The sequence below is a fragment of the uncultured Psychromonas sp. genome (genome assembly GCF_947489755.1).
GTDB lineage: Bacteria > Pseudomonadota > Gammaproteobacteria > Enterobacterales > Psychromonadaceae > Psychromonas.
Genome location: NZ_CANLFB010000026.1, coordinates 43,897 through 58,146, shown reverse-complemented (window position 1 = coordinate 58,146; position 14,250 = coordinate 43,897). Strand labels below are relative to the sequence as shown.

Genomic DNA, 14,250 nt, shown 5'->3' with positions numbered 1-14,250 from the left:
GGTTTGGCGATTACTATCAGATCAAATTCAGAGCATGTTTTCAATGTATTTTTTTCTTAAGATCCAACCTATGAATATTAATTAATATATATTGAGTTTAATAAGAGACTTGCCACTAAGCTTAATGATAATCATTTGCAATTAAGATTGAGAATATATATATTGAATATTCGTCAATTAGCCTTCTGAGATTTAGCCATGCGAACATTTGAAAAACAACTTAATAGATTTAAAACAGAAATCGGATTTATTGCAGCATTGGATCAAAGTGGCGGTAGCACCCCTACCGCACTTAAAACTTACGGTGTAAACGAAGATGCCTATAGTACTGATGAAGAGATGTTTGATTTAGTCCATGCAATGCGCTCTCGCATTATTACTAGCCCTTCATTTAATGGAGATAAAGTGATTGGTTCTATTTTATTTGAAAATACATTAGATCGTGAGATTGAAGGCAAAGCCTCTTCACTTTATTTATGGGAAGAAAAAAATATAGTGCCCTTCCTTAAGGTTGATAAAGGCTTAGAAGAACAAGTTAACGGTGTACAACTTATGAAGGCCATTCCTGGCTTAGAGGCGTTATTAAAAAAAGCAAAAGCGAAAGATGTATTTGGTACCAAAATGCGTTCAGTTATCAAATTAGCTGATCCAGTGGGTATACAGAAATTAGTTGAGCAACAATTTGAAGTCGCTAAACAAATTTGTGCAGCAGGTTTAGTCCCTATTATTGAACCAGAAATTGATATCAACAGTCCAGAAAAAGCAGCCGCTGAAGCGCTATTAAAAACAGAAATTTTAAAACAATTAGAGCTTTTGAATAGCGATGAATTGGTGATGCTCAAGATATCTTTACCTGAGTCAGCAAACTTCTATCAAGAGTGTATTGCTCATCCTAATGTGGTTAAAGTCGTTGCTTTGTCTGGTGGTTATCCAATTGAAGAAGCAAATCGTCGATTAACTGATAATAATGGCGTGATTGCTAGTTTCTCAAGAGTACTCACTAACAATTTATTTTCAGGGCAAGCAGACGACGATTTTAACGCAGAATTATCTGCGACAATTGAACCCATTTATATTGCTTCAAAAACTTAAGCTTCTTATGTGAATCTAGAATAAGAAAATGAAGTCGAAAAAATGGTAAAAAAAAGCCAGCAATTAAGCTGGCTCTATTTACTTATAATGAAACCTGATAAAAGGTTAAATTATAGTACGTCTACTGCGTTAAGATCAGAGAATGCTTTCTCTAAACGAGTAACCATTGATGCTTGACCTGCGCGTAACCATACACGTGGATCGTAGTATTTTTTGTTAGGCGCATCAGGCCCCGTTGGGTTACCGATTTGACCTTGTAGGAAGTCACGGTTAGCAGCTTCGTAAACACGAACGCCATCCCAACATGCCCACTGTGTATCTGTATCGATGTTCATTTTGATAACACCGTAACCGATAGACTCTTGGATTTCTGCTTCAGAAGAACCAGAACCACCGTGGAATACGAAGTTTAATGAGTTATCAACAAGACCGTGTTTTTCAGAAACGAATTTTTGAGAATCACGTAAAATAGTAGGCGTTAATTTAACGTTACCTGGCTTGTATACACCGTGTACGTTACCAAAAGAAGCAGCGATAGTGAAACGAGGGCTGATTTTTGATAATTCAACGTATGCATAATCAACTTCAGATGGTTGAGTGTAAAGTAAAGACTCATCCATATCAGAGTTATCAACGCCGTCTTCTTCACCACCAGTACAACCTAGTTCGATTTCTAACGTCATGCCCATTTTAGCCATACGCGCTAGGTAGCGACCACAGATTTCGATGTTTTCTTCTAGAGGCTCTTCAGAAAGATCGATCATGTGAGAAGAGAATAATGGCTTACCAGTTTCTGCAAAGTGTGCTTCAGAAGCGTCTAGTAATCCGTCAATCCATGGTAGTAATTTTTTAGCAGCGTGGTCAGTATGTAGAATAACTGGAACACCGTAAGCAGCAGCCATTGCGTGTACGTGCTTAGCACCAGAAACAGCACCAAGAACAGCAGCTTCTTGACCGTCAAGTTTAAGGCCTTTACCAGCGTTAAATACAGCGCCACCGTTAGAGAACTGGATTACAACCGGTGCTTTAACTTTAGCAGCAGCTTCAAGTACAGCATTGATTGAATCAGAACCAACAACGTTTACCGCTGGAAGTGCAAATTTATGTTCTTTTGCAACTGCAAATACTTTTTGAAGATCATCACCAGTGATAACACCAGGTTGTACAACGTCTAAAATCTTAGTCATGAGATATATCCTATCTATTGTTAAAAATTAAATTGAGTCTAATTTTTTCTAATTCTTAGTTAATTATGTCACAAAGAATTCGTATAAAAAAGCGAGATAAAAACCTCGCTATAAACATTTGATTAATCGTTGGCACGTAATTCTAACATTGCCACCGCTGGTAACTCTTTACCTTCAACAAACTCAAGGAAAGCACCGCCACCCGTTGAAATGTAAGATACGTCAGCTGTGATGTTAAATTTATCAATTGCAGCCAATGTATCACCACCACCAGCAACAGAGAAGGCATCTGATTCAGCGATTGCTTTAGCGATGCCTGCCGTACCTGCTTCAAAGTTTTTAAACTCAAAAACACCTACTGGGCCATTCCAAAGAATTGTTTTTGCATCTTTTAAGATACCTGCTAATACAGCTGTTGAGTCAGGACCTAAGTCAAAAATCATATCGTCATCTTGCACGTCAGCAACATTTTTGATTTCTGCTTCAGCGTTTTCGTCAAATGCTTTTGCGCAGGCAACGTCAGTGGCAACAGGGATTGCACAATCAACCATTAATTTTTTAGCTGTTTCTACTAAATCCGCTTCGTATAATGATTTACCAACATTATGACCTTGTGCTGCGATAAATGTATTCGCAATACCACCACCAACAACCAATTGGTCAGCAATTTTAGATAAAGATTCTAAAACAGTTAGTTTAGTTGATACTTTAGAACCACCAACAATCGCAACTAATGGGCGAGCAGGGTTATCCATTGCTTTACCTAGTGCTTCAAGTTCTGCAGCCAATAAAGGGCCAGCACAAGCGATAGGAGCAAATAGACCAGCACCGTTAGTAGAAGATTGAGCACGGTGAGCCGTACCAAATGCATCCATTACGTAAACATCACATAACGCAGCAAGTTGCTTAGATAATGTTTCATCGTTTTTCTTCTCGCCTTTATTAAAGCGAACATTTTCAAGTACAACGACTTCACCAGCATTTAATTCTAAGCCGTTTAAGTAATCTGTCGCTAGACGTACAGGTACATCTAAAGCTTCATTTAAGTAATCAACAACAGGTTGTAGAGAGAATGCTGCATTTTCTTCAGCTGAAGCACCTTCAGTAGGACGACCTAGGTGAGAAGTAATCATTAGTTTCGCACCTTTTTCTAGTGCTAACTTGATTGTTGGGATAGAAGCACGAATACGCGCATCAGATGTAACTTTGCCGTCCTTAATTGGAACATTAAGATCTTGACGGATAAATACACGTTTACCGGCTAAATCTAGATCAACCATTTTTTTTACTGACATGATGTGTCCTCTCATTTTATTTGAAAACTATAGAATTCTTATTTCTTACCTGCCAATTAGCAGGCTCAGCTATCACACAGTCTGAAGTGCAACATTGTCGAACTGTTCTTTAATACCGAGCGCATTATAAACCAAACTGTTTGTTACATCGATCACAAATAACAATGGTGTGTAATTTACCTTTTTAGTACGCTGCAATGGTTTGATTTGAATCATTTAATAACGCGCTTTTTATGAAAGATAACGAATCAAATTTAAAAGTGAGTAAAGGCAAAGCAACATATTATATAAATAATGGTTCTTTTTTATGAAAAGACCAACATAGTAATTGTTTATTTAAAAAGAAAATTAATAAATTATTAAGTGGAATCAACAATCACTATCAAGTGGAATTGGTATAGTTATGAAGTGGAATAGAAGCAAGAACAAGCTTTTAAAGAGTAATGACTTACCTGCCCTCTGCTTCAGTTATTAATGTTTAGCGATCAATGTTTAGCTATTAATGACACTTATTAATAACTAAACCAAATATTTACAGTGAATTTATTTAAACATCACATGAAAAAATATTCTTTAATACCTGCCAATACATTCGCCACTGCCACAGAAGCTAATATCATCCCCATGACACGACTAATCAAACTTGCTCCCGCATTACCAATAACACGGTGAATATGACTCGCTAGTAACATTAATATAAGTGTAATAATTAACACTAAGATCATCACTAAAGCAGTTTGTGTTTGTTCCCAAAAGGAGTAACTCGCATTTTCCGTTAACAAAACAACGGCTAACATCGCACCAGGGCTTGCGATTGAAGGTGTCGCTAATGGAAAGATCGCTGTTTCAGTTTCTTTAGGTGCGATCTTAAGCTCAGTATCTGGTTTACTTTCTCCAAAAATCATTGAAAGCGCAAATAGGAATAAAATAATGCCCCCCGCTATTTGAAATGCCGATAAAGGTATCTCAATTGACGTTAAAATATATTCCCCTGCGGCCAAGAAAAAAAGCAAGATAATCGCCGCGTATAATGAGGCTTTTATCGCGACCTTCCTTTTCTCTTTTTTATTAAAACGACTTGTCACTGCAATAAAAACAGGGATAGTGCCGATAGGGTCTATAACCGCAAACAAAAAAATAAAAGTAGCAACGTAATCAATCATATCGGTTCCATCTTAGTAAGGGTTAATTTCCATCGTTACATCTATTTTGAACAATTCTTCATTATTAATAATCTACTATACCGCCTTAATATTGCATTATGGAACGGCTTTATTACAAGTATAAATTAGTTATTTTAACCCGCTAAATAAAACCATTATTTATACCAATCAGTTTAAACACGCATAGCCACAAGAATGCAAATACAAGGTGACGAGTTCAATAAAGAGATAGAGAAAACCACTGGAGGGGCACTGGCAATATGATAGTAAACAGGCTGAAACAAATAGAAATATTACGAGTCGATTAGATGTTGACGTATTGGTCGTTTATGAGTGAATAGTTTAGAAATAGATAAGCTAGAAACGAAAAAGCCCTAGAGATTTCTCACTAGGGCTTCATCTGAATGTGGCAGGGGTGGAGAGATTCGAACTCCCAACATACGGATTTGGAATCCGTCGTTCTGCCGTTGGAACTACACCCCTGCAGACCGAACGGATAATACCTAAGCCAATTTTAAAGTAAAGCGCTTTTTTTCCAAACTTAAATGACTGCTTGTAAAACAAACAAATTTGATAATCACCTGATATCAATAATGACCTTAATGGACCGAGCTTAGATTGTGGAAGGGTTATCTTAAACATTAACAAAAAAGAGATAATCAAGAAACGATTCAAAATAATCATAAATAATCATAAATAATCATAAATAATCATAAATAACAATAAATAATAATAAATAATAATAAATAACAATAAGCACCGTTTGTTATTCCCTCATAATCTGAACCTAATATGCAGTACAATATCGTTAAATAAAATTATTTTTTAACTTCCCCCTCTATCAGCTTAGTAATACACTTAGTTATTAATCAATATCATGCAATTGTTTCTTTAAAAGGATCTGAACGAATGAGCAGCCCACAACCTACGATTAAACCAACGACACCTAATTTCTCATCTGGCCCTTGCGCTAAACGTCCTGGTTACGATATTAACAAATTAGATTTAAGTACGTTAGGCCGCTCACATCGCTCTAATATCGGTAAAAATGCACTGCAACAGGTGATCACAGATACCGCTGAATTATTAGGCTTACCAGAAGGTTATCGTGTTGGTATTGTTCCCGCTTCAGATACCGGTGCAATGGAAATGATCATGTGGTCAATGTTAGGTCCACGCGCTATTGATATTTGTTATTGGGAATCGTTTGGTCAAGGTTGGTATGCAGATATCACTAAACAATTAAAACTACCCAACGTAAATGAAATTAAAGCAGATTACGGTCTGCTACCAGATTTAACACAAGTAAAACCAGAGAATGATTGTATCTTTACCTGGAACGGTACGACCTCTGGCGTAAAAGTAGAGAATGCAGACTTTATTAGTGATAACCGAGAAGGTTTAACCATTTGTGATGCAACATCTGCGGTATTTGCGATGGACATGCCATGGGAAAAATTAGATGTCACTACGTTTAGCTGGCAGAAAGTATTAGGCGGTGAAGGTGGGCACGGTGTAATTATTTTAAGCCCTCGCGCTGTTGAACGTTTAGAGAGTTACACTCCGAGTTGGCCTCTACCAAAAATATTTCGTTTAACTGCTGGCGGAAAATTAATTGACGGTATCTTTACTGGTGCGACGATCAACACCCCTTCTATGCTTTGTGTTGCAGATTATCAAGATGCATTAGATTGGGTTCGGTCTTTAGGCGGAGTTGATGCGTGTATTGCGAAATCACAAGCAAACCTAGCGGTATTAACTAATTACGTTGCTAATAATGATTGGATTAATTTCTTAGCAGAAACACCAAGTACCCGATCTAACACAAGCGTTTGTTTATCTGCAGACTTAAGCGAACAACAGTTAAAAGCATTTATTAAGTTACTTGGAGATAATGAAACTGCATTTGATATTGGCGCTTACAAAGATGCACCAAGTGGTTTACGTATATGGTGTGGTAGTACTGTTGAACAAAGTGATTTAGAAGCGCTAATGCCATGGTTAACATGGGCTTATCAAACGGTTACTGACGCTTAGTTTTTAACTCAAAAGCAATTTAACCACGAAGACACGAAGAATAAAGAAGTGAAGGTCAAAACCTAAAAACCATAAAATAGCTTTTTCATTATTAGCTTTTCTTCGTGTCCTTCGTGAAGTGAAGCGCTTCGTGGTCGTTTGGCTTTTAAGTCAAAAGCATTGACCACGAAGACAACAAAGGTAAAGAAGTTAAGATCAAAAAACTAGAAACCATAAAATAGCTTTTTCATTATTAGGTTTTCTTCGTGTCCTTCGTGAAGCGAAGCGCTTCGTGGTCGTTTGGTTTTTAAATCAAAACCGTTTAACCACGAAGGGTGAAGAAGTTAAGGTCAAAAGCTAAAAACCATAAAATAGTTTTTTCATTATTAGCTTTTAAGCCAAACACAATTTAACCACGAATACTGAAAATACACATTTAACATACAAAAAATTTGTCTCCATAAAACACAAAATTAATTACAAGTCCTATAGTTTTTTACTGCAATGCTGTAACTTACTCTTCATAAAAATAATTAAATCAGTCTTACGACCTAACATACAACACTAGAAAAATGAGGTGCACCATGAGCAACAAACAATTCGATTTTGATTACATTTGTATCGGTGGCGGCAGTGGCGGTATTGCATCAGCTAACCGAGCGTCAATGTACGGTGCAAAAGTAGCAATAATTGAAGCTAAAGATCTAGGTGGCACTTGTGTCAATGTTGGTTGTGTTCCTAAAAAAGTGATGTGGCATGGTGCACAAGTTGCTGAAGCAATTAACCTTTATGCTGAAGATTATGGTTTTGATTTAGATGTTAAAGGATTCAACTGGGCAAAAATGGTTGAAAATCGCCAAGCTTATATCGGACGCATCCATGAATCTTATGATCGTGTTTTAGGTAATAATAACATTGAAGTTATTAAAGGTTTTGCCACTTTTGTTGATAAAAATACAATAGAAGTGAATGGTAAACAGATCACAGCTCAACATATTACTATTGCAACAGGTGGCCGCCCTACTATCCCTAACGTACCGGGCGCAGAACTTGGTATTGATTCTAATGGTTTCTTCGACATTGTTGAACAACCTAAACGTGTTGCGATTGTTGGTGCGGGTTATATCGCAGTTGAAATCGCAGGCGTATTAAGCGCACTAGGAACAGAAACACATCTATTCGTGCGTAAAGAATCACCTTTACGTAGTTTTGATCCATTAATCATCGATACATTAGTTGAAGTAATGGCAGCAGAAGGCCCAACATTACATACGAATTCAACACCTAAAGAAGTCGTTAAAGAAGATGACGGCAGTATTACGCTACACCTTGAAAATGGTAATAGCCAAAATGTTGATACACTGATTTGGGCTATTGGGCGTCACCCAGCAACCGATTCAATTAACCTAGCAGTGACGGGTGTTGAAACGAACGATAGAGGCTACATAAAAGTCGATGAGTACCAAGAAACTAATATTCCGGGTATTTATTGTGTAGGCGACATTATGGAAGGCGGTGTTGAATTGACACCTGTTGCGGTTAAAGCAGGACGTCAACTTTCTGAACGTTTATTTAATAACAAACCGGATGCAAAAATGGATTATGATTTAATCCCTACCGTTGTATTCAGCCACCCACCTATTGGTACTATCGGCTTAACGGAACAACAAGCCATTGAGCAGTACGGTGAAAAAAGCGTAAAAGTATATCAATCAGGTTTCACAGCAATGTACACAGCCATCACTCAGCATCGTCAACCTTGTAAAATGAAATTGGTTTGTGCTGGTGAAAATGAAGTTGTTGTTGGTTTGCATGGAATTGGTTTCGCCGTTGATGAAATGATCCAAGGCTTTAGTATCGCAATGAAAATGGGCGCAACGAAAGCAGACTTCGATAGTGTTGTAGCAATACATCCAACGGGTTCTGAAGAGTTCGTTACTATGCGATAAGCGCACTTATGACGGTAAACTTTATATAGTTACCGTATTCAAAAGTAACGCTGATGGGCTTTATGTTGCTCTGATGCGTTACTTTTAACTATTGCTTTTTAACTATCATCTTTCAGCTTACGTTTTTAACTTCTATGTCCCTTAGAAGCGATACTTTTCCTTATCGCTATATTCATATTTTCTTACTTCACGGCACCATCATTTACTCAAAAGAATGATTCATTAATCTATTCATCGTTAATAACTTGGATAATACGCACTGACTTAATTCAATCAGATCCTAGATTCGCATAATAATTTCCAAGCTGAGCTTTTCTTTAAAGACTCAATTAATAATGACTAAGTCGCACCTATAAAACCAGCAAGCCTACGTTTATTGTCAACAGTGAAAGTGACAATAAGAACATATTATAAGTCACTGATCTGTATTAAAAATTTATAACTTTAATAAACAGTCCCAAACTCATTGTTCATACAAAACTATAAATAGCATTACATGACTGAAATATTAGTATTTATATACTAAAGTTAAAGTACTCTTGAAAATAAAAAACAAAAACACCCACAAGTAATTGATATATATATGATTAATATAAATATTGGCTTCGTAATTTACTTTTTTAAAATAAAAAACAATATAGTTTAAAAAGATAAAATAGATTTTACATGTCAAAATCCATCAAATAAACATACAAATAAATTTCAAAATACTCTGAAAAGTGATGTCTAGATCTACTTTATGATACATATAAAAAAACTAATGAGAGCAAGATCATTTTATAGTGCCATCGAGTTTGACCCTTTTTAGCTATTCCTTAACAATCATCTGGCAAACACAAAAATAATTCATTAAGGAGCAATACATGAGCAAAATTAAAAAGGGAAAAAAAATGCAGTTAACTAAAATAGCGGCAGTTACGCTGAGTGCAGCATTAATTTTTGGTTGTGATGATTTAGAATTTAAAGAAACGACATCTACTGATACAGATAGCGGTAGTGAAGAAACAGATACAGGTGATAGCAGTACTGACGATACAACTAGTATAAATCTAGGCGCTCAAATATTAGACACGCTTACAGACGACGGCGGTGAACTAAGAATCAAACTTAGCGACCAAGCTTCTGTTAGTGAGATTGTAACTGGACAAGTTAGTGCAACTATTCAATTACAAGAAGATACAGACTCAACAATTGCATCTGATGGCAGTAAAAATACAGCTTACGTATCGTTATATTCTGATGGTACTTCATCATCAAACCTACATGGTGATATAATATTTGCAAGTGATGGCATTATTAAACAACGTGATGAAACAGGAAGTCAAATAGAAGTTGATGGTGCAACTTACACCGAAGGTGAAGCAATAGAATTTGTAGCGACCTGGGATGAGGCTACATACTCATTTTCTGTAGATGGTGGAACAACTTTCTTTGGCCCTTATGCTAGTAGAGATGAAACAGCAGTAACCGTCATTTCGTTTAAACTTGGTGATACTTCAGGGCAGTCTTCATATGAATTTAATGTTGATGATATTACTATTGAAGATGAAGGTGTTGAAGTATTCACAGATAGTTTTGATGATGATACTGAAGGTACAACTCTTGTTCCTCCGTATAACAGTAGCTCTTCAGAAGCAACATCAGAACTAATGGATTTTGATAGCGCAACAGACTCCGATGAAACTGAAGAAGAAACTGATTCAGTTACAGATGACTTTGAATCTTATACTGTAGGTGATGCAATTAGTGATGCCAGCTCAGATTGGTCTACTGCAAATATTGATGCAGGTAGTGTTGCAGAAGTAAGCGAAGACCAAGCAAATGGTGGTACACAATCTTTATACTTAGCAGATAATGATGATAGTAAGCCTTATGCTTATAGATCATTTGCAGGTACATCAACAGCAGGTTCAGTATCTGTAGATGTATATACTCCTTCAGATAATACTAAAACAACCTACATTAATGTCGGTACTGGCAAAAATAACTCAGATAGATACTTTGAAGTTAGATTAAGCAGCTCTCTGGGATATGAAAACTCTACCGATGGTGATGTAACACTAGAGACTGATTTCTCGAAAGATAACTGGCATACAGTCACGATTGCATGGACAGATGCAGACTTAGTAACTGTATCACTAGATGGTACTGAAGTAGCAACAGATATTGACCAAACATTGCTCGGCTTAAGCTCAGATACGCCAACGCAATTTACTGTCTATACTGGTGACTCAAGCAGTTTCGTTAATAGTGCATACTTTGATAACTTAGATTCAGATTTATTTTAATTATTTGAACTATTAAATAATCATTGAGGCCAACTATCTAGTTGGCCTTTTTTATACCCCATTAAAATACCCCATATTTTCTTCTACTAATACAAAAAACATATCTCTGGCATTAATCATCTTTACATTAAGATTGACTACCAACTTATCACTTTTTAAACATTATAATTTGCCCATTTTTTATTTGTATTATAATTGAACCTTACTGTCATTACAGACTTAAAATAAAGATACAACGCTAATCTGACAATGCGCTCATTAACCTTTATTAAATGGAATTTTTACTGTGAAATATAAATTAACAAGCACTCTTTTATTAACATTATTGCTCAGCGCTTGTGGCGGTGGAGGTAGTAGCTCTTCTGACTCGACTTCAACAGAAACAAGCTCAACTAACTCTGACTCAACAGATTCAGAATCTAGCATTGAGTATACGGGTGTACCTTATGATTATTCTCAATATGTAAATGCACTTGATAATGCAAATTTACAACAAACTGATCTATCTGATTGTACTGATAATGACATCAACAATAGTTGTTCAAAGTCTGATGTTGTAGATGCAGGAGAATATGAAAATTACGACAGCGAATATTTTTATATTGATGCGGATTCTGGTTGGCTAACCTTTGAAATGGAAGGTGATAGTAATCGTACTGAACTTCGCTTCAAAGAAAACTTTTTAACTGACTCGGCAGAGACAAAATATACGTTAACTGCGGATATATTACCTATTTTTCCTTCTGAATCAGTTAAAAATAGTAGCGATGGTGAAGAGATAACATTATTACAAGTACATAATAAAGGTGAGAACGGTGTCACTGATGACACTGTTTTATCACATCCTTTATTACGTGTTGTCTGGGATGGGGAAAGCCGAACAGACGATGCCACTGGTGCTTCATATAGCAATGCTTATTGGGCAATCATTAAAACAAATGCTTATGAGTGTAAGAATGAAAGTAACCCTAACTACAATGATAATTGCCCAGACTCATACGACTTCTATTATTTGACTAATTACGATGCAAATAACCCAACTAATTTTGAAATTATAGTCGGTAATGAAACATTAATTATTAATGTCGATGATGACAATAAAGTTAATATTAGTATCGATTACTGGGCAAGTTTATACAGCTATTTTAAAGCGGGTGTTTATAACCAATATACGGATGGTAATAGTGTCGTCCAGTTCAAGACAGTGACTTATAGTGAAAGTGATTATAGTGATGAAACAACGTCACTAGAAATGAATGCACTAGACCCAGATCTTCCACCGTCTGATAACTTCGATCTTTCTACCTGGAACTTAAGTGTACCAATTGATAATGGCGAAGGTGATGGTTATGCAAAAGCAACGACAATCACAGTAGAGCAATTAAATAATGGCTATGAACTAGACAATTACTTTTGGACCGATACAACTGACGGTGGCATGGTCTTTAGAGATTATATCGGTGGAGCTCGCACATCATCAGGCACGTCATATACTCGCACAGAACTCCGTGAAATGTTGCGAGGGGAAGATACCAGTATCAGTACTCAAGGTGTTAATGAAAACAACTGGGTATTTAGCAATGCACCAGAAGATCAACAAAACGATGCAGGTGGCGTAGATGGCAATATGGTGGCGACGCTAGCCGTTAATCATGTAACAAGTACAGGTGATAGCTCTCATCAGGGTCGTGTCATTATTGGTCAAATCCATGCAGCAAGTGATGAGCCAGTTCGCCTATATTACCGTTTATTAGATGGACATACTAAAGGTTCAATTTATATTGCTCACGAACCAAGTAATGGTAACAGTGAACAGTGGTACACCATGATTGGTTCAAGAAGTAATAGTGCAAGTGATCCTGAAGATGGCATCGCACTGGACGAAAAATTCAGCTATGAAATTGATGTGGTTGGCACAACTCTTAACGTTAGCATTATACGTGATGGGAAAGATACGATCACTCAAACCGTCGATATGGAAAACAGTGGTTATGATGGATACTATGTCAAAGATGGAGAAACACTCGAAGATTACATGTACTTTAAAGCGGGTGCTTACAACCAAAACAATTCAGGTGAGACCTCTGATTATGTACAAGTCACTTTCTATGCTTTAAGTAAAACACATTAACAAATAATGCCCTGAAAATAGTGTATAGACATTATCCTTTTCAGTCATATCGTTAAATCAACTTATTTAGCCTATTATTAAGCAATTAATAATAGGCTTTTTTATATCATCACCCCTTACAAAAAAGCACTTCCAATATTAACTAATCTCAATTCTGCCTTGAGTTCAGTAGTAAGTGAAATCAGAATTATATTTAAAATCATGGGATTATATTTTTTACTAGTCAGTATTGTTAGTTTTACGAAATTAAAGGTAAATCATTGAAGTAATAAAGGTTATTGAGAGGTAATTTAACGTAGAAACACCCGGAAATAGAAATGTTGTATCGCTTGGCTTATCCAGAACTGAGGTGAACGACTAAACTTAACCAATAAGTTTCCATAACATTAAAATCTCCTTAGTTTTCACGGCTTTCTATATTCAATCAACTACACATCATGTTGGTTGAAGATCTAACGAGTTCAATCAATACTTTCTAACAACGAAGATGCTTACCTCACAACTTGCCGAGTAAATCGTTAACTCGAAAAGCAATTCAGCGTTACAACATTCAATAAGGATTCACTATTACCATCATGTTGCACCTTCCCTTACTGTCCGGGTTAACGGCTGAATAAAGTATCTCGATTGGTAACGGGGATATGATTTTAAAGTACGACAAATACTTTAAATAGTCATGAACAAGCCATTTGATTTTAAAAGCGATGAATAATATATAAGGTTAATGATGAGATAATTGGCTCTATTACGGATCATCGTTTAATGAGAATAATCATTAATTTCAAAGAGCCTGCAGTGAAACTTAACATCATTGAAATAAACCAGACTAGGAAGTTTATGTTTTTACACCGATTGAAGGGTATTAGAGGACTGTGCCACTACAGACAATAGACTAGACAAAAAATGGCCAATATAACGTCAATGAGAGAGTCTAGATGACCATAACGATTAACCTGTCTACTTTGTTAGTTGTTTATATAACTAACTCCAGAGAGCAATCTGGGCACTATAAACAAAAAGCTTAGCCCCATCGTCTTATATTATTTACCTCTTTACTACTCACCTCTTTGCTACTCACCTATCTACTACTAATCTTCCTACTACTCACCACTAAATTTACTAACGACTC

The 14,250-nt window shown here is 36.3% G+C and carries 8 protein-coding genes and 1 tRNA gene; 5 read left to right on the top strand and 4 right to left on the bottom strand.

The genetic code is table 11. The annotated features are described in order from the left end of the window. Positions 1 to 198 precede the first annotated feature (198 nt). Positions 199 to 1,092, top strand: coding sequence for a fructose bisphosphate aldolase (locus Q0794_RS13980; RefSeq protein ID WP_298942929.1), 894 nt, complete (start codon positions 199 to 201; stop codon positions 1,090 to 1,092). Between the two features lie 110 nt (positions 1,093 to 1,202). Here Q0794_RS13980 and fbaA read toward each other — a convergent pair whose 3' ends face one another. The 4 genes from fbaA to Q0794_RS13960 all read right to left on the bottom strand — a co-directional run bounded on the left by fbaA (position 1,203) and on the right by Q0794_RS13960 (position 5,220). Beyond that, entirely contained in the window at positions 1,203 to 2,279 is a 1,077-nt protein-coding gene (fbaA, locus tag Q0794_RS13975; RefSeq protein ID WP_298942927.1) for a class II fructose-bisphosphate aldolase, read from the bottom strand. Between the two features lie 122 nt (positions 2,280 to 2,401). Continuing rightward, the gene (locus Q0794_RS13970; RefSeq protein WP_298942925.1) at positions 2,402 to 3,574 is read right to left on the bottom strand and encodes a phosphoglycerate kinase; all 1,173 of its coding nucleotides are present in this window, start codon (positions 3,572 to 3,574) and stop codon (positions 2,402 to 2,404) included. A 554-nt stretch (positions 3,575 to 4,128) separates the two neighbouring features. Next, complete coding sequence (locus Q0794_RS13965) at positions 4,129 to 4,737, bottom strand: MarC family protein (protein WP_298942923.1); 609 nt, start codon at positions 4,735 to 4,737, stop codon at positions 4,129 to 4,131. Positions 4,738 to 5,144: 407 nt separating this feature from the next. Next, a tRNA-Trp gene (locus tag Q0794_RS13960) sits at positions 5,145 to 5,220 on the bottom strand. A 426-nt stretch (positions 5,221 to 5,646) separates the two neighbouring features. Between Q0794_RS13960 and Q0794_RS13955 the strand changes: the two genes are divergently transcribed. The 4 genes from Q0794_RS13955 to Q0794_RS13940 all read left to right on the top strand — a co-directional run bounded on the left by Q0794_RS13955 (position 5,647) and on the right by Q0794_RS13940 (position 13,121). After that, positions 5,647 to 6,774, top strand: coding sequence for a phosphoserine transaminase (locus tag Q0794_RS13955; RefSeq protein WP_298942921.1), 1,128 nt, complete (start codon positions 5,647 to 5,649; stop codon positions 6,772 to 6,774). 563 nt (positions 6,775 to 7,337) lie between these two features. Beyond that, complete coding sequence (gorA, locus tag Q0794_RS13950) at positions 7,338 to 8,702, top strand: glutathione-disulfide reductase (RefSeq protein ID WP_298942919.1); 1,365 nt, start codon at positions 7,338 to 7,340, stop codon at positions 8,700 to 8,702. Between the two features lie 863 nt (positions 8,703 to 9,565). Further along, on the top strand, positions 9,566 to 10,990 hold the full coding sequence (locus Q0794_RS13945; RefSeq protein WP_298942917.1) for a hypothetical protein: 1,425 nt from the start codon (positions 9,566 to 9,568) through the stop codon (positions 10,988 to 10,990). 286 nt (positions 10,991 to 11,276) lie between these two features. Beyond that, entirely contained in the window at positions 11,277 to 13,121 is a 1,845-nt protein-coding gene (locus tag Q0794_RS13940) for a polysaccharide lyase family 7 protein (RefSeq protein WP_298942915.1), read from the top strand. The last annotated feature ends 1,129 nt before the right edge of the window (positions 13,122 to 14,250 follow it).

Coding starts and splice junctions, on each gene's coding strand:
- fbaA (WP_298942927.1), bottom strand. CDS start 2,279: ATGACTAAGATTTTAGACGTTGTACAACCTGGTGTTATCACTGGTGAT.
- Q0794_RS13965 (WP_298942923.1), bottom strand. CDS start 4,737: ATGATTGATTACGTTGCTACTTTTATTTTTTTGTTTGCGGTTATAGAC.
- Q0794_RS13955 (WP_298942921.1), top strand. CDS start 5,647: ATGAGCAGCCCACAACCTACGATTAAACCAACGACACCTAATTTCTCA.
- gorA (WP_298942919.1), top strand. CDS start 7,338: ATGAGCAACAAACAATTCGATTTTGATTACATTTGTATCGGTGGCGGC.
- Q0794_RS13980 (WP_298942929.1), top strand. CDS start 199: ATGCGAACATTTGAAAAACAACTTAATAGATTTAAAACAGAAATCGGA.
- Q0794_RS13970 (WP_298942925.1), bottom strand. CDS start 3,574: ATGTCAGTAAAAAAAATGGTTGATCTAGATTTAGCCGGTAAACGTGTA.
- Q0794_RS13945 (WP_298942917.1), top strand. CDS start 9,566: ATGAGCAAAATTAAAAAGGGAAAAAAAATGCAGTTAACTAAAATAGCG.